A 20,881-nucleotide genomic window follows, 5' to 3' on the forward strand; every position below is an offset into this window, starting at 1 on the left:
TGTAACAAAGCCGGTGCGGCCTGCAGAAGAAGAATCCGGACATCACATCAACCCCGACAACAACACCACATCAGGAGCGGACATGCGCCTCATTCTTCTGGGCCCGCCGGGCGCCGGCAAAGGTACTCAGGCCACCTTCATCAAGGAACGCTTCAGCATTCCGCAGATTTCGACCGGTGACATGCTGCGTGCCGCGGTGAAGGCCGGCACGCCGCTCGGCATCGAAGCCAAGAAGGTGATGGATGCCGGTGGTCTGGTGTCGGACGACCTCATCATCGGGCTGGTCAAGGACCGCCTGCTGGCCGACGACTGCAAGGCCGGCTACATGTTCGACGGTTTCCCGCGCACCATTCCGCAAGCCGATGCGATGAAGCAGGCCAAGGTGGCGATCGACTTCGTGCTGGAGATCCAGGTGCCCGATTCGGACATCATCACCCGCATGAGCGGCCGCCGTGCCCACCTGGCGTCGGGTCGCACCTATCATGTGGTGTTCAACCCGCCCAAGGTCGAAGGCATCGATGACGTGACCGGCGAACCGCTGGTACAGCGCGACGACGACCGCGAAGAAGTGGTGAAGAAGCGGCTCGAGGTGTATCACTCGCAGACCCGTCCGCTGGTCGATTACTACTCCGGCTGGGCGCAGCGCGGCGAGCCGGGCGCACCGCAGTACCGCGCCATCTCGGGCGTCGGTCCGGTCGACGAGGTGATGAAGCGCGCACTCGAGGCACTGCGCTGACACTGATGCCCGCAAACCTGTTCTACGCGCAGTCCGGAGGCGTCACCGCGGTCATCAACGCCACCGCCTGCGGTGTCATCCAGGCGGCACGCGAGCAGGGCGGTCGCATCGGCACCGTGTTTGCCGGACGCAACGGCATCCTCGGCGCACTGCATGAAGACCTGATCGACACGTCGTTCGAAAGCGACGCAGCCATCGCCGCCCTGCGTCACACGCCGGGTGGCGCCTTCGGTTCCTGCCGCTACAAGCTGAAGGGGCTGGACGAAAGCCGCGCCCATTACGAGCGGCTGATCGACGTGTTCCGCGCGCATGACATCCGCTACTTCCTGTACAACGGCGGCAACGACTCCATGGACACCGCATGGAAGGTGTCGCAGATTGCCGAGCGTCTGAACTACCCGCTGGTGTGCGTCGGTGTACCGAAGACGGTCGACAACGATCTGGTCGGCACCGACAACTGCCCCGGCTTCGGTTCGGTGGCGAAATACGTTGCCGTGTCGATGATGGAAGCGGGTCTCGATGTGGCGTCGATGGCGCGTACCTCGACGAAGATATTCGTCATGGAAGTGATGGGCCGGCACGCCGGCTGGATCACCGCGGCTGCCGGACTGGCCGCGCGCAATGCGGGCGATGCGCCGCACCTCCTGCTGTTCCCCGAAATCCCCTTCGATCAAGCCGCCTTCATGGCGCGCGTCGATGCCTGCGTGCGCGAACACCAGTTCTGCGCCATCGCGGTGTCGGAAGGCCTGCGTGGGCCCGACGGCAAGCTGCTGGCCGAATCGGGCACGCGAGACGCGTTCGGTCATGCCCAGCTGGGTGGCGTCGGCCAGCAGGTGGCCGAATTGATCAAGGCGCAACTCGGTCACAAGTATCACTGGGCGCTGCCCGACTACCTGCAGCGCAGCGGCCGCCACATCGCATCGGCGACCGATGCCGCCCAGGCGCATGCGCTGGGTCGCCGCGCAGTCGAACTGGCGCTCGAAGGACGCAATGCCGTGATGCCGGCCATCGTGCGGACCGCCGACAGTCCTTACCAATGGGAGATCGGCGTCGTGCAGCTGGCGGATGTGGCCAACCACGAAAAGATGATCCCGCGAGATTTCATTTCCGACGACGGCTTCGGCATCACCGATGCCTGCCGGAGATACCTGCAGCCGCTGATCGCGGGCGAGGACTATCCGCCCTATGTCGACGGCCTGCCGGCCTATGTGAGTCTGAAGAACGAAAGTGTGGCAGCCGTGCTGCCCGCGTTCGGAGGCTGACACAGACCACGTGCAACCGCTTGTTGCAGTCCGCTCTCCCGCGGGCTGCCGATTTACCAGGGCAGCAGCCGGGGAGGCGGCGCCCGGCGATCCACAAGATCGCTGCAGCTTTCGGATGTCCTGCTTCTGCGGGGTGTCCATCTGGCGCAGTAAAACAAGGGGGGAGGGGTGATGTTGTCGTCCGGTCTGATATTCGCACTCGTGTGTTCCGTGGTCGCCATTGCGTATGGCGCCGTATCCAGCAAGTGGATTCTTGCTCAACCCAGCGGCAATGAGCGCATGCGCGAAATTGCCGATGCCGTGCAGGTGGGCGCCCAGGCCTATCTGAACCGGCAGTACCGAACGATTGCCATCGTCGGCGTCATCCTCACCGTGGTCCTGTGGCTCACGCTCGGCACGTCGACCGCCGCCGGTTTCGTCATCGGCGCGGTGCTGTCGGGGGCGGCCGGCTACATCGGCATGAACGTGTCGGTGCGCGCCAACGTGCGTACGGCGGAAGCCGCGCGCAAGGGCATTTCCGAAGCGTTCGACGTCGCCTTCCGCGGTGGCGCCATCACCGGCATGCTGGTCGTCGGCATGGGCCTGCTGGGGGTGGCAGGCTATTACGCGATCCTGAAAGGCTCCGCCGCGCATGACGCGACGATCGATCAGATCATCCATCCGCTGATCGGCCTGGGCTTCGGTTCGTCGCTCATTTCGATCTTCGCGCGCCTGGGCGGCGGCATCTTCACCAAGGGTGCAGACGTCGGCGCCGACCTGGTGGGCAAGGTCGAAGCCGGCATCCCGGAAGACGACCCGCGCAACCCGGCAGTGATCGCCGACAACGTGGGTGACAACGTCGGTGACTGCGCAGGCATGGCGGCCGACCTGTTCGAAACCTATGCGGTGACGATCGTGGCCACCATGCTGCTCGGCTCGCTGCTGCTCAAGTCCAATGCCGAAGCGGCGGTCATCTACCCGCTGGCGCTGGGCGGCTTTTCGATCATTGCGTCGATCATCGGCTGCATCTTCGTCAAGGCGAAACCGGGTCAGAAGATCATGGGCGCGCTGTACCGCGGCCTGATCGTGGCCGGTGTGCTGGCGACCATCGCCTTCTATCCGCTGACCACCGCGCTGATTCCCGACGACGCGCTGAATGCCGTCATGGGCATCGACGGTGGCGCGCAGATGCGGCTCTACTTCGCGGCACTGGTGGGCCTGGCGCTGACCGGCCTGATGGTGGTGATCACCGAGTACTACACCAGTACCGAGTTCAAGCCGGTGCGCCACATCGCCGAAGCGTCGACCACCGGTCACGGCACCAACATCATCGCCGGCCTCGGCGTGTCGATGAAGTCGTGCGCCTGGCCGGTGCTGTCGGTGTGCGCCGCGATCTGGGCGGCCTACACGCTGGGCGGCCTGTACGGCATCGCGATCGCTGCGACATCCATGCTCAGCATGTCCGGCATCATCGTGGCGCTCGATGCCTACGGTCCGATCACCGACAACGCCGGCGGCATTGCGGAGATGTCCGATCTGCCCGCTTCGGTGCGTGCGGTGACCGATCCGCTGGATGCCGTGGGCAACACGACCAAGGCCGTCACCAAGGGCTATGCCATCGGCTCCGCCGGTCTGGCCGCACTGGTGCTGTTTGCCGACTACACGCACGCGCTCGAAGCGGTCGGTCACAGCGTCACCTTCGATCTGGCCAACCCGGCGGTCATCATCGGCCTGTTCATCGGAGGCCTGATTCCCTACCTGTTCGGCGCCATGGCGATGGAGGCGGTGGGTCGTTCGGCGGGCGCGGTGGTGGTGGAAGTGCGCCGCCAGTTCAAGGAAATCCCCGGCATCATGGAAGGTACGGCCAAGCCGGATTACTCGAAGGCGGTCGACATGCTGACCGCCGCGGCGATCAAGGAAATGATGATCCCGTCGCTGCTGCCGGTGCTGGTGCCGGTCATCGTGGCCTTCGGCATGGCTTTCCTGATGGGGCCGGAAGCCGGCGTGCAGGCGCTCGGCGGCCTCCTGATGGGCACCATCGTGACCGGCCTGTTCGTCGCGATTTCCATGACCACCGGTGGCGGTGCGTGGGACAACGCGAAGAAATACATCGAGGACGGTCACTTCGGCGGCAAGGGTTCCGAAGCGCACAAGGCCGCGGTGACCGGCGACACGGTGGGTGATCCGTACAAGGACACGGCCGGTCCGGCGGTCAATCCGCTGATCAAGATCATCAACATCGTCGCGCTGCTGATCGTGCCGCTGCTGCCGTCGGCCACCGGTTCCGCGGTCAGTGCCGCCGAACCGACTGTAGCGGTGGCTCAGGTACAGCAGGTCGAACAGGCACGCTGAGCATTCAATGAACTGAAAAAGCCGTGCCGGAATTCCGGCACGGCTTTTTTTTTTGTTCGTCGCGCCTTCGCCTGGTCGGAGATTGTCTGCCCTGGATGCTTCTGGCGGCGTGCCGCCGAATTCATCGGCGCCGCCTTCCGCTACGAGAAGGTGTTCCTGCCCTGCTCACGGTTGGTGCGTGGTCGTCGAGTCGATCGCCTGCGGGGCAGGCTCCTACGAAAGGTAAAACCGCACTGTTGTTCGTAGGAGCCTGCCCCGCAGGCGATGGCACAGCCAACTTCGCTCGGATCGCGTCCCGCGTGTCTTTCGCCGCGTTCGGGTCGGTCGCGTCACGTGGGCGGAGGCGCTGGGCGGCCTGCAGTACGTGCTGATCTTCCGCATCCACGGCAAGGACCTTTCCTGCGGCGGCCCAAGTTTTTCCAGGGCGTCGCCCCGCTGGAAAGCTTTGATGAGGCGATGTCGCGCAAGGGCTCCGAAACGGGGAACCGCGGGGGAACCGCGTCGACGACCTGCACCAGCCTCCGAATCGCCAACCACTGTTTCTCCACGGTTAACGTGATGATTTTCGGATGCGTTCAGCGCATCGGCGGCAGACGGCTGGCGCGCACCGCGGCTTCGATCGCCGCACCATTGCGCGGCTCGGCTTCGACCCATTCCTGGGTGACGGCCTGCAGGCGGTCCCATTCCTGATCGTTTTCGTGCTGGATGGCACGCAGGAAGAACGGCTTGTCCGCTTCGGCTGCGGCCCAGAAGGGCGGCGTCGTGGCGGCGACCGGCAACTCGACATCCTGTGCATTGTCCAGCCCGGCCTGCATCCATTCGGTCGGCACCGCGAAATGGCGCTTCATGCCCGGGATGAAAAAGGTCAGCACGCCGACCAGACGGCCTTCGGCGTCGAACAGTGCGCCCCCGGATGCGCCTTGCTGGAACTGGGCGTCGGTTTCGATCACCATGGCGTTGTCCATCTCGTGCAGTGCGGTCACCCGGCCGACGCTCATCGACAGCGACTTGCCGCCGGAAAATCCCATGGCATGCACTTCGTCGCCGATCTTCAGCGTGCGCGACGACGACACCTCGACCGGACGCGCCATCGGCTGGGCAATGCTCAGCAGACACAGGTCGTGCCGCGTGTCGACCGAGCGCGCCTGCGCCGGCACGCCGGTGCTGCCGCGCGCGACGATGACGTTCTGCGCGCGGCCGACGACGTGGCAGTTGGTGATCACATGTTTCGCGTCGAGCTGCACGCCGGTACCGCTGTTGATGCGGCCGTCCGGGGCCGCGGCAAGGATCTTCACCATATGCATCGAGAGCTGTATGTAGCGCTCGGCGCTCGCCTGGGCGCCGGTGGCACACAACAGCATCAACAGCAATCCGGGGATGCGCATGATGATTCTCCTTGCAGCCGTCTGGCATTGGATGAAGCCCGGCGGCGATGAATGGACTAACGGAACATGGGGTGGAACCTTGTGGGTTTTTTTAGCGTGGTGCGGTGCACAACACTAAGCGTAAATCGTGCCAAGCCCTCGTGTCTGTGCGCGAGGGCACTCACGTCCGGGGCCTGTAAACACGGTCTTTATGGCAGAAACGACGTCACAGGGCGCAACGCCGCCGGTTTTGTGCGTTGCCGCATGATTGACGAGCCGGACAAAGGATGACGATCGCCCCGCGGGAGCGTTGAAGTCTGCGACGCCCAACCCTCCGATGTTGCAAATTGCCACTCGGTACGGGCGGGTAAACGGTGCAGCGGACGCTGCACCGTGAGGCAGGGTGCCCCGTTGTGGTGCGGTTGCCGCGTCGGGCCGGATTCAGGCTTCGATCAGTCCGTTGCGCAGCGCAATCAGCGTCAGCTCGGCCTGATTGGACGCGCCGAGCTTCTGCTTCACGTTGTACAGATGGGTGCCGATGGTCGAGGTCGACAGATGCAGGGTTTCCGCGATCTGGTTCACCGACTGGCCGCGCGCGAGATGGATGAATACTTCGAATTCGCGCTCCGACAGCGCCTCGACCGGGTTCTGCGCGCCGGTCACGTCCTGCATCGCCAGCTTCTGTGCGATTTCGGCGTCCAGATACATGCGTCCGGACGCCACCGTGCGCACCGCGTCGATCAGTGCTTCCGGCGCTCCGCGCTTCGACAGGTAGCCGGTGGCGCCGGCCTTGAGCACGCGCTTGGGATGCGCCGTGTCTTCGTGCGCCGACAGCGCCAGGATGCGCACGCCCTTGTCGCGCGCCGTCAGGCGGCGCACCGCTTCGATGCCGCCCATGCCGGGCATCGACAGGTCCATCACCACCACGTCAGGCTTCAGCTCGGCATAGCGCACATAGGCGGTTTCGCCGCTGTCTGCCTCGCCGACCACCTCGATGTCCTCGCACGCGGCCAGCAGCAGCTTGAAGCCCATGCGAACGACCGCATGGTCGTCGACCAGCATCACCTTGATCGGGCCCATCCTGTTGTCTCCCCTGTCTTATTCGAGTGGCAGCCGGGCCACGACCTGCGTGCCGCCGCCGTCACGCGCCGTCACCTCCAGTTCGCCGCCGAGTGCCTGCGCACGTTCGCGCATGCCGCGCACGCCGTGGTGGCCGCGCTTGTGTGCCCAGCCTTCGGCCAGTCCACCCCCGTCATCCTCGACTGTCAGATGCAGGAACTGTTCAGTACACCGCAGCGAAATCATGATTTTCCCTGCATTGGCGTGTTTCAGCGCATTGGTCACGGCTTCCTGCACGATGCGGTAGGCGGCCAGCTTGAACGAGTCGCCCGGCGCGTCCGGCAGATCGGACATCTGCAGTTCGAACTGCATGTGCGGGTGGTGACGCCGCCACTCGGCGACCAGATCGTCCAGCGCGTCTTCCAGCCCGAGATTGTCGAGGGCCAGCGGGCGCAGGCGCGGAATGATGCTGTGCATGACGTCGTACAGGTGATCGGCCGTGTCGACGATGAGCTGTGCCGCCTCGGCGCTGCGCGGGTCGCTCTGCACATCGCGGCGTGCGATCGACAGGCCCATGCTCTTGATCGCCGTGACCGCCTGACCCATTTCGTCGTGCAGCTCGCGTGCGATGTCGCGTCGTTCCTCCTCGATGCGGCTCTGGATGAATTGCGTCAGTTCGCGGTTTTCTTCCAGATGGCTGCGCGCCTCGAGCGCTTCCTGCCGCGCCGTCATGTTGTCTTCGATCGATTGCGCCATGCGGTTGAACGCCTGTGCCATCGAGCCCGCTTCGCGTCCGGGCAGCTCTTCCAGCCGCGTGTGGTAGTCGCCGGCGCGCATCTGCTCCAGCCCGCGAACGATGCGGTTGAACGGCCGCGTCGCGCGCCCGACCAGCCAGAACACCAGTGCATTGCCCAATACCAGCGCGATCGTGCCCGCGATCAGCAGGTGTACGGCTTCGTCCCAGCCGTCGAGAATGGCGCGCGACGCGTCGGCCTCGACCACCAGTTTCGCATCATCGGCCAGCGTGATCTCCTGCCGCGGCTTGCGCGGCAGGATGGCGTTCGAATACCAGTCTGGCGCGTCCCGCCCCGCCTTGTAGGGCGACGGCGGTGACGCATACAGTTCGGCGCCGCTGCCGTCGACCAGGCGGATTTCGGTGGCGCGCACCCGTCCCAGCCGATGCAGGAAGTCGACCAGGGCGGGCGACCCGGTATTGGCATAGACCAGCGTGACGCGCGACAGCAGTTGCGTGGCCACCCTGTTCGCCGCCTCGATTTCTTCACCGACCGCGCGGCGCGTGCCCATCAGCTCCAGCGTCAACATGGTGCTGGTGAAGGTCAGGATGACCAGCGCGATCAGCAGATTCAGCTTCAGGCGCAGGCTCATGCGGACGCTCCGGGCCAGGCCGCGAAGTCGCCATCGCGGGCATGGGCATCGACGGCCGACACCAGCAGCGCCGCGCTGGCCGGATGGAAGGGGTCGTGCCCGGCCCCCTGCGCCCAGGCCAGTTTGCTGCCGTGTGCGGTGCGGTGCGCGCGCCAGGCGTTCTGCGGCCGGCAGACCAGATCGTGGCTGCCGTGCACGATGGCCACCGGCAACCCGTGCAGATGCGCGATGGCATCGAGCACCTTCGCCTCGCCGAGAAAGCAGCGGTGGCCGAGGTAGTGCGCCTGCACGCGGTAGCGCGTGCGCAGCGCCGGCCATTCGTCGTCGGTGGGCGCCGCAGGCTGCGCGGTGTGCGGCCAGCTGCCAAGGGCGTATTCCCAGTTGCGCCAGGCCAGCACAGCGTGATCGACGCGCGCCGCATCGCCCGACGACAGCGCGCGGTCGAGCCACACGACGATGCGGTCGCGCCAGCGCGCCGGCACAGCCTGCATCAGCGCGCCGTGCGCCTCGGGGGCGAGGGCCGCCGCGCCGTGGAAAAACCAGTCGAGATCAGCGCGCCCGGCGAGGAAGATGCCGCGCAGGATGAGCCCGCTGCACGCGGCGCGATGGCGTGCCGCCCAGACGGCAGCAAGCGTCGAGCCCCAGGAACCGCCGAACACCAGCCAGCGGGCTATGCCCAGATGGGCGCGCAGCGCCTCGATGTCGGCCACCAGCGCATCGGTGTGGTTGTGGGCGATGTCGCCGGCCGGCGTGCTGCGGCCGCAGCCACGCTGGTCGAACAGCACGACGCGATCGCGTTCCGGATGGAAGAAGCGGCGCTGGCGCGGCGAGCAGCCCGAACCCGGACCGCCGTGTACATACAGTGCGGGCCCGCCGTCCGGATTGCCGCATTGTTCGTAGTACAGGCGATGGCCATGCCCGACGTCGAGCCAGCCGGTGTCGTACGGTTCAATCGGAGGATGCAGCATGGGCGGCGCGTGGTCGGGCGATTCGGTCGGGCGTCGATGTTAGCCCATGCATGCCTGCACGACACCGGCCATGTGACAATCGCGCCATGGACGACCGCAACCATCGGGTGGAACAGTACGGGCAGGTGTTCACCCGCGACGATGTCGTGGCGCAGATGCTCGCGCTGCGTCGCAATGCCGGGCGGGTGCTCGAGCCTTCAGCCGGCGACGGCGCGTTCTCGTCGCGCCTGCCTGGCTGCACCGCCATCGAGCTCGATCCGTCGGTCGCGCCGGCCGGCGCGCAGGTCATGGATTTCTTCGACTACCCGACCGCCGAGCGCTTCGACACCATCATCGGCAATCCGCCCTATGTGCGGCACCAGGACATCCTGTCGGCCACGCGTGCCCGGCTGACCAGTGAGCTGTTCGACCTGCGCAGCAACCTCTACCTGTTCTTCATCGAGAAATGCGTGCGCCACCTGAATCCGGGCGGCGAACTCATCTTCATCGTGCCGCGCGAATTCACCAAGCTGACCGCGGCCCGTCGGCTCAATGCCTGGCTGTTCGAGCAGGGCAGCATCACCGACTTCATCGAAACCGGCGACGCGCGGGTGTTCGGTGCCTATGTGCCGAACTGCGCGGTATTCCGCTTCGAGAAGGGACGCGCGGACCGCCGCATGCACGACGGCCGGCGCTTTCATTGCGAACAGGGGCAGCTCATGTTCCTGCGCGGCGACTACGGCGTGCCGCTGTCGGCGCTGTTCGACGTGCGCGTGGGCGCCGTGTCCGGTGCCGACGACGTGTTCGTGCATCCTGAAGGCAACATGGAATTCGTCTGTTCCAGCACCGTCGACACCGGCCGCACGCGGCGCGCCTTCTTCGATGTGCGCAACGACTGGCTGGAACAGCATAAGGCGAAGCTGCTGGCGCGCCGCGTGCGGCCGTTCGGCGAGCACAACTGGTGGCGCTGGGGCAGGGTGCATCACCGCTCGGACGCTGCGCGCATCTATGTGAATGGCAAGACGCGCAAGCCGCGTCCGTTCTTCCTGCATGACTGCCCGCATTACGACGGCGCCGTGCTTGCGCTGTTCGCGCGCTCGCCGGCGCTCGACGTCGCGCGGGCCGCAAGCCTGCTCAACGATGCGGTCGACTGGGAAGAACTGGGCTTCGTGTGCGACGGACGCTTCCTGTTCACGCAGCGCAGCCTGCAGACCTGCGTGCTGCCGGACGACTTCCGCGCCTTGCTCTCATGAAAATCCTGAGCCTTCTTTCGTGACCGGCCCGAGGTGACGGGCCGAGCATCGGCGCACTATTCGATCCATGCACAGCGCGTTGCTGTGAAGCGAAGCGAAATCATCGAGGAGACACACATGAACTGGCAAACCCCGAAGGCGACCGACCTGCGTTTTGGCTTTGAAATCACGATGTACATCGCCAACCGCTGAACACAGCGATTGCGAACGAAGAAAGCGGGCATTGCCCGCTTTTTTCTTTGGTGCGCCGCGAATGCCGCATCAGGACATGCGCAGACGCATGTCCCGCCCCCTTCTTCACCGCTTGTGCGCCTCGCGCCACTGCCGCGGTGACAGCCCGGTCTGTGCCTTGAAGGCACGCGACAGCGCGGCTTCTCCTCCATAACCGACCTCATCGGCGATCAGCGCCAGCGTCCGCCCCCGACGCAGTGCCTGCTCGGCCAGGCCGATGCGCCAGCGCTGCAGATAGGCACCCGGCGTGCAGCCCACGGTGTCGCGAAATACGTTGGCAAACACGCTGCGCGACATGCCGGCGCGCCCGGCGAGCGCCTCCAGCGACCAGTCCTGCGCCGGGCTTTCGTGCATCGCCACCAGCGCAAGGCGCAGGCGCGGGTGCGACAGTCCGGCCAGCATGCCCGCGCCGGTCCGGCCCGCTTCCATCAGGTGTCTGAGCACCTGCACCAGCACCACTTCGAACAATCGATCCAGCACCGCCTGACGGCCGCAGTACTGATTTGACGCCTCGTCGAACAGCAGATCCAGCACCGGTTTCGCACCGAGGATGTCGTCCAGCGCCAGGCAGGTGAAGTCCGGCAGCGCCGCGGCGATCGGATTGGCTGCGCCGCCGGAAAAGTGCATCCGCGCGCACGCAAAGTCGGCGCCGCGTGTCGGGTCGGTGACGAAACGGTAGGCAACCGGTCGCGGAAACAGCAGCAGGCTGGGCCGGGTCACGCGCTCGATGCCTGCCGGGTGGTGAATGGCGACATCGCCCGCGCGGATCAGGTGCATGCGGCCGCTGTCACCGGCGTCCAGTTCGGTGAGGCCGCACAGCGCGCCGGTGTTGAACACGCGCGCGCTGACCGAGAAATGCGCCAACAAGGCTTCGAGTCTGTCGGTCATGGTGGGCTTCGATACTCCAGGTGAAGTTTTCAGGACTATACGTTGCGTTTGGTATCGAACTCCAGCGCAAAGTTCGTCCTGCCAACCGGCATTGCCTCATTCACTCAATACACAGGAGTCAGCCATGTCCATCGAAAAAGTCCTCTACACCGCCCAGGCCACTGCCACCGGAGGCCGCGAAGGCCGCGCCGTATCGTCCGACGGCGTGCTCGACCTGCAGTTGTCGACCCCGCGCGAACTGGGCGGCGCCGGCGGTGCCGGCACCAATCCCGAGCAACTGTTCGCCGCCGGCTATTCGGCCTGCTTCCTCGGCGCGCTGAAGTTCGTCGCCGGCCAGAACAAGGTCGCGCTGCCGGCCGACACGCAGATCACCGGCCGCGTCGGCATCGGCGCCATCCCGACCGGCTTCGGCATCGAGGTCGAACTGACCATCGCCGTGCCCGGTGTGCCGCGCGAACAGGTCGAAGCGCTGGTCGCGAAGGCGCACATCGTGTGCCCGTACTCGAACGCCACCCGCGGCAACATCGACGTGACCCTGGTCATCGCCGACTGAACTTCCCGAACAGACATCGTCCCCGACACAACAAGGAAAGGAATCCATCATGAAAGCCATTCGCCAAGCCCTCGCACTGACCGTGCTGGCCGCTGCCCTCGCAGCACCGACCCATGCCGCTGAGTCCGTCAAGGCCGCGACCCGCGCTGCTGCCGTGGTCAAGAAGACCGAAAACTACGTCACCACCCGCGACGGCGTGCAGCTCTATTACAAGGACTGGGGTCCGAAGAACGGCCCGGTCGTCACCTTCAGCCATGGCTGGCCGCTCAGTTCCGACAGCTGGGAATCGCAGATGCTGTTCCTCGCGTCGCAGGGCTACCGGGTGGTCGCCCACGACCGGCGCGGCCACGGTCGGTCCAGCCAGCCGTGGGACGGCAACGACATGGACCACTATGCCGACGATCTGGCCGCCGTCATCAAGGCGCTTGATCTGAAGGACGTGACCCTGGTCGGCTTCTCGACCGGCGGCGGCGAAGTCGCGCGCTACATCGGTCGCCACGGTACGTCGCGTGTGAAGAAGGCGGTGCTGGTCAGTTCGGTGCCGCCGATGATGCTGAAGACCGCCGACAACCCGGGCGGCCTGCCGATCGAGGTGTTCGACGGCATCCGCAAGGGCTCGCAGGCCAACCGCTCGCAGCTCTATCTCGACATCGCATCGGGCCCGTTCTACGGCTACAACCGTCCGGGTGCCACGCCGTCGCAAGGCCTGATCCAGTCCTTCTGGGCGCAGGGCATGCAGGCCGGCCACAAGAACACCTACGACTCGATCGCCGCGTTCTCGGCCACCGATTTCCGCGCCGACCTGAAGAAGTTCGACGTGCCTACGCTGGTGATCCACGGCGACGACGACCAGATCGTGCCCCTCGACCTGTCCGGCAAAGCATCGGCCGCGCTGATCCGCAACGCCGAACTGATCGTCTATCCGGGTGCGCCGCACGGCATCACCGATACGCACAAGGATCGGCTGAATCAGGACCTGCTGGATTTCGTCCGCAAGTAAGGCTGTGCGAAATCCGGTTCCGCGAAGCGGGCCGGGTTTCGTTGTTCAGTGGGGGACTAACTATAGTCGTGACAGATGGGTAAGGCTGGCGGTGACGAAACAAATAAATGGGGTCTGACCCTGAGGTTTCCCCGCATATTCATCGTGGTGCGAGCGCGGCGCGCGCCTGTTGATTCAGCAGGTCAAGCGCACACCATGGTCGCAGCCTCTTCAGATATTCGGGCGCGATATCGAGAATCCTTCGCCCGAGGGTGAGCACAGAGACTTCAGCGTAGCGCCGACTGGTTGTCGCGCTCAAGAACAGTTCGAGCTGAGCAGCACGCGCCGATTCGCCGATCAAGCGCTGCACGAACATCGCTAGATGCGCGATCAACAGCAGCATCTGTAGGCGCGCAGCACTGCGCGAGCGTGCCACCTCCAGCCCCATGCCCACGCGCAGATTCTTCGTGTCGCGAAACGACTGCTCGATGCGCATGCGCTGGGCGTAAAGCGCCACGATGGCCGACGCCGTCAGCTGCTGAAGTCCTGCGCTCGAAGCGAGCAACCAGGGCTCGCGGCCGCTGCGCGCACTCTTCGCACTGCTGCGCCCGACACGTCGTTTGCCGTGCATGGTCAGCCGATGCCGGCCCTTGCCCGGGCGAGCGGCGAGCGTGATGCGCACGCTGACCGGATTGCTGCGGGCGTAGGTCCCCTTACCCAGATCAGCCGCCTCAAGCTTTGCTCGCGCAAACAGATCGCGTGCCGCAATCCAGGCGCCCTGGGCCTGCAGACGCAATAGATTGCGTCCTCGTATCCGCCCGACAAATTCCCAGCCGTGGGCCACGACGAGCTTGAACCACGGCGCGTGGAAGCCGGCATCAGTCATCACGATCAGCTTGCAGCCGGCCGGCACGATCAGTGCGAGCTTTTGCATAAAGGCGCGATGAACCGAAGGATGGCCATACCGTGCCTGCGGATGAATCTCTTCATACAGCGTGATCGAACGCCCTTCGACCACTGCGCTTGCTCGCAGCAGATGCCATCGCTGATCCTGAGTGGCATCGGACCAATCGACCACAACGAGCAGTTGTTGCAGGCCTTCGAGCCACTGGGCGGCCACGCTGCGATATAGCTGATCGCGAGCGTGATGAAACGCCGAATTGCCCAGCAGACGGTCGACGCTCTTGATCCGGTGCTTGAGCGCGGCGGATCCGCTCAGGTGAAGCGCAATGGCTGAAAGGCTACCGGCATGCGCTGAGAGCAAACCCGAAACAGCGCGCAGCAACCATGCTTGACGACGCTGGTGCAAACACTTCAGAAACGGCCCGACAACCCGCTCTACGATTTCGCTCGCATGCATGGCACGCCTCGTTGTTTGTCTCGACAACGAAGAACGTGGCACCAAAGTGCCATGCATGCTCTGTTTTTGCCTGAAGACTACTGTGCAACATATTGAATAACAATATGTATTTGCGGGGAAACCTCAGGGTCTGACCCCAATAATTTTTCTATCTCGTTACGACCCTGAGCGATGCGTCGAGCTATGCGGCCTCGGAGCTGGCGAACCTGTACTTCCAACGCTGGGATGTCGAACCGTACTTTCGCGACATCAAGACCACCAAGGGCATGGACTTGCTGCGCTGTCGTGCTCCGAAAATGGTGGAGAAAGAAATCCTGATGCATTTCATCGCTTACAACGCCATCCGCTTGTTGATGGTTGAGGCGGCTACCGAGCTCGGGCAGGTGCCGCGGAGGTTGAGCTTCAAAGGCAGCATTCAAGCCTTGCGCCAGTGGGAGCCACAGTTCAGCAGAACGCTCTATCCGAGAGAGCAACGGCGATTACTAGGCGCGTTGCGATCTTCGATCGCCTGACATCTTTTACCTCACCGACCGGGACGAAGAGAGCCCCGATGCGTGAAGCGACGGCCAAAAACATTCGAGCTCCTCACGGCACCTCGACATAAGATAATTGAAATCCCACATTGCGGTCGGTATCAGGCAAAAGTGGCTTAACTTAGCGCCATTCTGGTCTGTCTCCTATTCTTTATTCTTCTTATAACGCCGCGTTAAGCTGCAGCCGGTCCGCAGCGGTTAATTTGTACGAATAGCTTCCACGCTGGTCGGCTTGAATGCATAGTTATATCTCACTCCTTAGCAGGCAGAACCATAGATGATTCGTTCGGCGAAGAAGCGGACCAGCGGGACAAACTCTTTGATTACCTCCTCTGATTCTGAAAGAGGAATATGACAATCTTCTCGCTTGTATCTGTCGCTGGAATGAACAATTGCATTCCTAATATGCTTCAATGTCTTCGCCGCGTTTGCTATAGCGTGATCTTTCATAGGATTAACTTGGACGTCTTCACCGAAGACACGCCTACGCTTTGAGTAGATCTTTTCACCGCAACGCGCCTCAAAATCGCTAATAAACTCAATGACATCATGCTCCGGAATGTATCTATCTAAAACATTTCTTAACATCTCTGTCTCGTCATTTCTCAGATCTTGGCCACGAATCAAAGAAATGAGTTTATCTAATGTATTCTTGTCCGCTTTCAGACTCGGATTGTTAATCAGAGAAGCAAGTCTGTCGTGTAACTTCGTCTCGGCGACCCTCAAGAAGTAGAATTCCAAAACATGATAATACGCTAGAAAACTTTGACTCGGAAAGGGAGAGGCTTTGGCCACTTTGTAGAAGCTAACAACGTCTTCGTCGTATCGAGCTCTCGGAATTGAATCATCTCCGGATATCGCATCAGAATGAGGTAGATCAATCTTGCGTCCACGAGGCTTCCACACCGCTAGGCAATCGTGTTGCTCTGCGGCGATTTTGAATAGGCAGCTTCGTATTACATGCAAAGCATTCTCTTGGAACTGCGCAGGAGTTTTTCTACCCTTATGGCTGTATGTTGCGGTAATTGGCGTCCAAAGGAGAGTTGAAATTCTCCTAGCCGCCATTGGAGAATCGAATATTCTACGTTGTATGCGAACTCTAAATAATTCGTCATATTCAGGCGAATCGAGGAAAGCTAACGCAAATGAATGTGAGCATTGGCCAATGTTGACGGAATTCCCAACATTGTCAGTTAGAGTGTATTGCTCGGAAGTGAAGAATGGTGACGGCGCTAACCGAGCAATAAGCACTTCAAACGAATTGTTGTGAATCAATACGCGTTGCGTTGCGTCGAAGCTAAGGCTTCTGGCAGTCTTGTATTTGGTGTAGGACTGCTCCCATTCTGGCTCAGGTCGAATCTTTAGAGGTCTTTTTTCAGAGCCCCGATCGAGCACGATTCCATCTTCCTCCAGCGTGCAATCGATTCCGAGACTAACGAGTCTAGAATGAAGATGTGCGAGAAGGTTCATAGAGAGATCTTACGTCCTAGTTAACCGGCGCCGGAGCGCGAGGCGCGGAGGGTACCGCGGCAGGCCATGACAATTCCGAAGACATGGCCTGCGGTGGCGTCCGCGTTGAACGACCCGTTAGGCTGCGGATCGAAGACATGGCATTTGTATTATTATGAGGAAAACTTTTGGCGCCCAAGCCTAATAAGGTTTTGATGGGTTTTTACAATTTCACCTGCAGTTTCATGAAGCTTGCCTACGACCTCAAAAAAGTGCTTTGGATTTTTCTCCTCCCACTCCGGTGGAACAGTTTGACGTTCTTGATTGTTCGCGGGAAATGTGTTTACTGCGATTTGACCTAGGTAGTCGCCTGTAAGCTTGTACAAGTTGGAGCGAAGGGCCTCCATATCTTGATCAATGAACTCATGCTCTGCATCGCCCCACTCTTGATAAAAATCTTCCAGTTGGTCGAGCTTGGATCTAGGCCAAGAGAAGCCTGCCATGTTCTGCTCATCGATAAAGCTGATGCTGCCCTTTGATGGCAAAGCTTCCTTTAGACTCTCAAAGAGCTTCGAATCCGTCTCACGGATTTTGCTTGCTGCAGGGCTAGTCGCTGTGCGTTCGGGCTTGGTCAGGGTGCCATGATTTTCAAAGATGGTCTTTAATGCAGCAACAAACGTCTTTGCTAAAGCATTTCGAACTGGCGCCTTCTCCTCTGCGTCGCTTGCGATGCTGTATGTGAGCACCCTCTTAGACCTTAGATCAAACGGCAGATCTTCAGGCTTCCCGAACTCCGTGTTCATGGCCATGATGACTCTGTTCCACCCCAGGGACTTCACAGCGTAACCTAGCTCAATCAGAACGTTTGGATTCGGTGTGGGTCTAGCAGCCTTGGAATCAATGATCGAGACGTCACAGACGAATACAGACGCCATGTCAATCTTTGAAAATATTGACTGACTTATGTCCGGAGATCCAGCAAGGCCCGACGTATCTCTATCGATTACGGGTTCGACATCAGTGGATTCGTCCTTGTGTATTTCTTCGATAGCCTTCTCTAAGGCTGCTGAGATGAAATTTCTGTTCGTGTTGGATGGGCAGTCCGATTGCCATGAGTAGAAGATGCGATCGCTCATTGCTTTTCGTCGTGAAGAGTAGGAAAGGCCTAACGTTGGAGTTCACCCACCTGCTACAGCGGGCGGAGCCCGCTGTAGCAGGTGGGCTGCAACGACAGGTTAGGCTGCAATGGCCTTCTGTGCGTGCGGTTTCGCAAGCAAGAACTCCTTTCGCGGCAGCGGTCCAGGCGACGCGATGCGATAGACATGGCCACCTGTTTTTGGATGCGGGTAATGTGTGTAGAGTTCTTCGTGGTACTTGTACAGCTTCTCTTCTGCAGCCCACACACAGTCACCCGGAGCGTATAGCGTTGGCTGGAACTGAGCCTCAACTCGGACTGGTTGGGGCTTTGTGGGGACCACCTTCCGCTTTGTCCAGGCATAGAGATCCTCACCGAGCTTCTTGAAGAAGCTGGACGCAAGAATGCCTACGCCCGCAAGGACAGCGCCCCAGAGAAAGCTAACCCAATCTTGTGGCAGCCACGACATGCCTCAACGGGTCCGGTTGAGCCGATGATTAGGCATCACTGCGCTCACTCCTCCTGTGTGTGACACGGATTTCCTGCAATGTAAGTGCGACCGCAGTAGTTGCAATCCTCGGCGTCCACAGTCGTGTTGCAGCGGAAGCAAAAGGGCTTGGGGTGATAGCCCGATACAAGAAAGCTGTCTCTACAGATAGGGCAATCATTCGTACCTGCGAACTCATCGGGTGTATCGGCTACTTGATCGTTCCAGTCAGGCCATTCTTCATGCATCCACCTTTCGAGGCGGTGCATTGCGATCCAATACAGCTGGTCGCGCTCGTACACGATTCTCTGGATTTCTCTCAAGGTCTCGGCGGGGATGTCTTCCTCGAGCTTCCCCCGCAGCACGCTGTCCACGAAGAAGAGGATGAACTGAAGAGACTCTGCAATGACTACTTCATCTTCTTCCTTCTGATCGTATCGATGGTGCTCTATGCGATTCCGGCGCTTCTGGATGTTCTCAATGACTCCGCGCTGTTGCTTGGGAAGTCCCAGTCCAAGGTTCTCGAGGCGCGACAGCGCCTCTTTGATGCCCACCGTCTGTGAGTCCTCCGTCACCGGCGAGTCGATGTTTCGGTAGATGAGCAGGCGATTCGTTCGGAAGAGCTGCTCCTTAAGAAACAGCTCGACGGCATGGAAGAGAGTGAGGATCGCGTGCTTTCGGCTGGAATAGGTCGGCTCCTTCAGGAAATGCTCGATTGCGAACCTTAACGAGTCGACGGCGTTCTTGTAGATATCGCTCAAGGGTGCTCCTGTGATGCCGAACGCCGTAGGTGAGAGGACGCCGGAGCGGCGTAGCCGCGCAGGGTAACCAAAGCGCAGCTTTGGGCGGTCCGCTCGACCGCAGAGTTGGACACCACCGAAACCGTAAGCGAAGGCAGGTTGTGCATGACGAAGCCGTTGCCCTTCAAAGTTGATTCGATCTGAACCAGGCCAGCGGCGCCCGCAACGGCCTGCCGCCCTTCATGCCCCGAAACATTAGCACAAAGGCATGGCGCAACAAGGGGCTACCTCACGCCTGCGCGGAGTGCGCGGCGGCCACCCCCGCTGACCGCCGCAGTTGCCGACTCGGGCGCTGCATGCGGACTTGGACCGCCTTCTAGAAACATGAAGAATCGGTGACGTTCAACGTTTGAGTTAGGCATCGCCGCCACTTGAGGGTTAAGCGTGAAGACCAGCACCGTAGTTCGGCAAGTTCTTCCGAAAGTTGTATATGAGTTCTATGACGCGGTTAGCAGCGAGCAGATAGTCTTGGGCGGACTCTGGTGTTGGAGCCACTTCAACGTGGGCTACCTTGTTTCGCAGTTCCCTCAGTTGCCGCACTAGCTGCCTGGTTTCATTGGGAAGTATCTCCATTGCGGCCAAGTACACCTTGTGCGTGCTTTCAAGTGGATCAACGACTGTTCCCATCTGTTGGCCCAGCCGAAACAGCTCTCCATCTACCTCGCCCCAGGCTTTGAGAATTGTTCCTGAAGGATCATTGCGCGCGTTGATTAGCCAAGCGACTGTTTCTCGACCGGTGGGCTTTTCGTCGCTCGGCGCCTTTTCCGCGGGTGGCGTGACTGGCGGAGCTGCTTCAGCGGCGTTTGCGAGAACTTGCTTTGCAGCGAGTTCAAACTCCGCTTCAAGTGGCCCAGCTTTTAGCCTCTTTATTGATGGAATCAGGTCGAGAAGCTTCCTTCGGAATGCTAGGCCGAGCACCAGAGCAACGAGCGGCCATGCTAAGGATTCAATGGCCTTGCTTGTAAAGGTTAACCAATCCATGAGGGACGTTCTCCGGTGGTTTCGCGATGCCGCTGCGTGTCCGCATCGAACGACCTGTTAGACGGCAGCAGGCAGTTCATAGTACGCAGCGTCCACCCAGCAGCTTGAGAAGAGGCGTTGCGTCGGCACGATTGGTGCAAGGATAGCCACCGCAAGCAGCATCGCCGCAGAGTGTGCCGTCTGGCGAGGTACGTCTGCTTCCGCAAGCCTCAAACCTTTGGCACGGCAGCCTTGTCTTGCGCCGCACGCAGTTCCCCCGCAAGCTCAATGACCTTCGCGGCATTCTTTAACTGCTCTACGTCAGCTTCCTCGCCACGCAACATTGACTGGACCTCAGTGTGTACCTTGGTCTCTAGGGACTCGACAAGGTAGCAGGCGGCGTCCTCCCCGTGCTCCTTCAGGAACTCGTCAAAATGTGGAAGCAGCGCGACGATCATCTTATGCAGCCTCCCTTCGTCTTCCTTGATGAACTTCCCCGCGCCATGGATTAGTGCCTTGTGTTTGAGCACGGCTGTCATGCAGGTGTACTGATATGCTGAGTACGCAGCCCACACCGGTTCGGTCAGGAATGGCCGCGCCTTGAGTGCACCCTTGAGAATTTCGACGGAGAGTTCTTGGAGCGGGAGGGACTTGAACAGCTCGCGTGCCTTTGGATCGCTTTCGGTGGCCTTTGACGCCGCTGGCCACTTGATCACTTGCATGAAGGACACAGTAACTCGGGCTTTGTTCAGCTCGATGATTGCCTCCGTTAGTTGATCTACCGCTGCGAGTCGTCGTACGTCCAGGGCCTGCCGGCGCGATTGAATTGCACCTAATGTTCCGCTTTGCAAAGCAGCGAGCTGCGCTTCGCTGGTTCTCAACTGCGCGCGCAACTTTTCCAGCTTGGCATCGAACTCGCATTGCACGGACCGCGTCAGCCTCGTGAGAAGGAGGTTCTTCGCAAGCCACATGGCGAGGGCCAGTACGGACGTCGTCGTCAGCGCGGGAAACCAGTCAATCAGTGTCATGTCACCCCTCTACGGGCTATGGGTCGGACGATGCTGGTGCTCTGCACGGCTCTATTCTGCGGTCTAACGACGCTGTAGAAAAACCCCATTTCGGGGCAAGTTGCTGCGTCCGGACATTGCCGGCTTGAACTCATTCTTCA

At 61.4% G+C, this 20,881-nt stretch carries 19 protein-coding genes; 8 read left to right on the forward strand and 11 right to left on the reverse strand.

All coding sequences use genetic code 11. The annotated features are described in order from the left end of the window. Nucleotides 1-82 precede the first annotated feature (82 nt). The 3 genes from adk to ACTIFF_RS09705 all read left to right on the forward strand — a co-directional run bounded on the left by adk (nucleotide 83) and on the right by ACTIFF_RS09705 (nucleotide 4,329). Nucleotides 83-736 carry an adenylate kinase gene (adk, locus tag ACTIFF_RS09695; protein ID WP_069040122.1) on the forward strand — a complete coding sequence of 218 codons (654 nt, stop codon included), beginning with the start codon at nucleotides 83-85 and terminating at the stop codon, nucleotides 734-736. Nucleotides 737-741: 5 nt separating this feature from the next. Continuing rightward, the gene (locus ACTIFF_RS09700; protein ID WP_439536632.1) at nucleotides 742-1,998 is read left to right on the forward strand and encodes a 6-phosphofructokinase; all 1,257 of its coding nucleotides are present in this window, start codon (nucleotides 742-744) and stop codon (nucleotides 1,996-1,998) included. Between the two features lie 171 nt (nucleotides 1,999-2,169). Next, entirely contained in the window at nucleotides 2,170-4,329 is a 2,160-nt protein-coding gene (locus ACTIFF_RS09705) for a sodium-translocating pyrophosphatase (RefSeq protein WP_439536633.1), read from the forward strand. 575 nt (nucleotides 4,330-4,904) lie between these two features. On the opposite strand, the gene ACTIFF_RS09710 is transcribed toward ACTIFF_RS09705, so the two are convergent. The 4 genes from ACTIFF_RS09710 to pip all read right to left on the reverse strand — a co-directional run bounded on the left by ACTIFF_RS09710 (nucleotide 4,905) and on the right by pip (nucleotide 9,106). Further along, nucleotides 4,905-5,714, reverse strand: a complete 810-nt coding sequence (locus tag ACTIFF_RS09710; protein ID WP_439536634.1) for a S1 family peptidase — start codon at nucleotides 5,712-5,714, stop codon at nucleotides 4,905-4,907. A gap of 420 nt (nucleotides 5,715-6,134) precedes the next feature. Continuing rightward, the gene (locus tag ACTIFF_RS09715) at nucleotides 6,135-6,773 is read right to left on the reverse strand and encodes a response regulator (RefSeq protein WP_257078765.1); all 639 of its coding nucleotides are present in this window, start codon (nucleotides 6,771-6,773) and stop codon (nucleotides 6,135-6,137) included. Nucleotides 6,774-6,791: 18 nt separating this feature from the next. Further along, a complete protein-coding gene (locus tag ACTIFF_RS09720; protein WP_439536635.1) occupies nucleotides 6,792-8,138 on the reverse strand; it encodes an ATP-binding protein in 1,347 nt (448 codons plus the stop codon). After that, nucleotides 8,135-9,106: a prolyl aminopeptidase gene (gene pip / locus ACTIFF_RS09725; RefSeq protein WP_439536636.1), complete on the reverse strand. Its 972-nt coding sequence runs from the start codon at nucleotides 9,104-9,106 to the stop codon at nucleotides 8,135-8,137. Before pip ends, ACTIFF_RS09720 begins: the two co-directional genes overlap by 4 nt. Nucleotides 9,107-9,192: 86 nt before the next feature. On the opposite strand from pip, the gene ACTIFF_RS09730 reads away from it, so the two are divergent. After that, nucleotides 9,193-10,338 (forward strand): Eco57I restriction-modification methylase domain-containing protein, encoded by a 1,146-nt coding sequence (locus tag ACTIFF_RS09730; RefSeq protein ID WP_439536637.1) that lies wholly within the window; start codon nucleotides 9,193-9,195, stop codon nucleotides 10,336-10,338. Nucleotides 10,339-10,455: 117 nt separating this feature from the next. Then, nucleotides 10,456-10,530: a pyrroloquinoline quinone precursor peptide PqqA gene (pqqA, locus tag ACTIFF_RS09735; RefSeq protein WP_083224124.1), complete on the forward strand. Its 75-nt coding sequence runs from the start codon at nucleotides 10,456-10,458 to the stop codon at nucleotides 10,528-10,530. 105 nt (nucleotides 10,531-10,635) lie between these two features. On the opposite strand, the gene ACTIFF_RS09740 is transcribed toward pqqA, so the two are convergent. After that, nucleotides 10,636-11,457, reverse strand: a complete 822-nt coding sequence (locus ACTIFF_RS09740; RefSeq protein ID WP_439536638.1) for a cupin domain-containing protein — start codon at nucleotides 11,455-11,457, stop codon at nucleotides 10,636-10,638. Nucleotides 11,458-11,581: 124 nt separating this feature from the next. Here ACTIFF_RS09740 and ACTIFF_RS09745 point away from each other — a divergent pair, with 124 nt between their 5' ends. Together ACTIFF_RS09745 and ACTIFF_RS09750 are read left to right on the forward strand one after the other, a co-directional pair. Next, a complete protein-coding gene (locus tag ACTIFF_RS09745) occupies nucleotides 11,582-12,010 on the forward strand; it encodes an organic hydroperoxide resistance protein (protein ID WP_439536639.1) in 429 nt (142 codons plus the stop codon). Nucleotides 12,011-12,059: 49 nt separating this feature from the next. After that, nucleotides 12,060-13,010 (forward strand): alpha/beta fold hydrolase, encoded by a 951-nt coding sequence (locus ACTIFF_RS09750; protein WP_439536640.1) that lies wholly within the window; start codon nucleotides 12,060-12,062, stop codon nucleotides 13,008-13,010. 139 nt (nucleotides 13,011-13,149) lie between these two features. On the opposite strand, the gene ACTIFF_RS09755 is transcribed toward ACTIFF_RS09750, so the two are convergent. Continuing rightward, complete coding sequence (locus ACTIFF_RS09755) at nucleotides 13,150-14,349, reverse strand: IS4 family transposase (RefSeq protein WP_439536641.1); 1,200 nt, start codon at nucleotides 14,347-14,349, stop codon at nucleotides 13,150-13,152. Between the two features lie 164 nt (nucleotides 14,350-14,513). On the opposite strand from ACTIFF_RS09755, the gene ACTIFF_RS09760 reads away from it, so the two are divergent. Continuing rightward, nucleotides 14,514-14,861, forward strand: a complete 348-nt coding sequence (locus ACTIFF_RS09760; RefSeq protein WP_439536652.1) for a transposase — start codon at nucleotides 14,514-14,516, stop codon at nucleotides 14,859-14,861. 279 nt (nucleotides 14,862-15,140) lie between these two features. Here the strand turns inward: ACTIFF_RS09760 and ACTIFF_RS09765 are convergent, their stop codons facing one another. The 5 genes from ACTIFF_RS09765 to ACTIFF_RS09785 all read right to left on the reverse strand — a co-directional run bounded on the left by ACTIFF_RS09765 (nucleotide 15,141) and on the right by ACTIFF_RS09785 (nucleotide 20,741). Further along, complete coding sequence (locus ACTIFF_RS09765) at nucleotides 15,141-16,352, reverse strand: hypothetical protein (protein ID WP_439536642.1); 1,212 nt, start codon at nucleotides 16,350-16,352, stop codon at nucleotides 15,141-15,143. A 152-nt stretch (nucleotides 16,353-16,504) separates the two neighbouring features. Beyond that, nucleotides 16,505-17,467 carry a hypothetical protein gene (locus ACTIFF_RS09770; RefSeq protein ID WP_439536643.1) on the reverse strand — a complete coding sequence of 321 codons (963 nt, stop codon included), beginning with the start codon at nucleotides 17,465-17,467 and terminating at the stop codon, nucleotides 16,505-16,507. A gap of 512 nt (nucleotides 17,468-17,979) precedes the next feature. Further along, nucleotides 17,980-18,714 (reverse strand): hypothetical protein, encoded by a 735-nt coding sequence (locus ACTIFF_RS09775; RefSeq protein ID WP_439536644.1) that lies wholly within the window; start codon nucleotides 18,712-18,714, stop codon nucleotides 17,980-17,982. 417 nt (nucleotides 18,715-19,131) lie between these two features. After that, nucleotides 19,132-19,734 carry a hypothetical protein gene (locus ACTIFF_RS09780; protein ID WP_439536645.1) on the reverse strand — a complete coding sequence of 201 codons (603 nt, stop codon included), beginning with the start codon at nucleotides 19,732-19,734 and terminating at the stop codon, nucleotides 19,132-19,134. A 209-nt stretch (nucleotides 19,735-19,943) separates the two neighbouring features. Beyond that, nucleotides 19,944-20,741, reverse strand: coding sequence for a hypothetical protein (locus ACTIFF_RS09785; RefSeq protein WP_439536646.1), 798 nt, complete (start codon nucleotides 20,739-20,741; stop codon nucleotides 19,944-19,946). Nucleotides 20,742-20,881: the final 140 nt, after the last annotated feature.

This window comes from Methyloversatilis sp., from assembly GCF_051861465.1.
In the GTDB taxonomy this organism is placed as follows: domain Bacteria; phylum Pseudomonadota; class Gammaproteobacteria; order Burkholderiales; family Rhodocyclaceae; genus Methyloversatilis.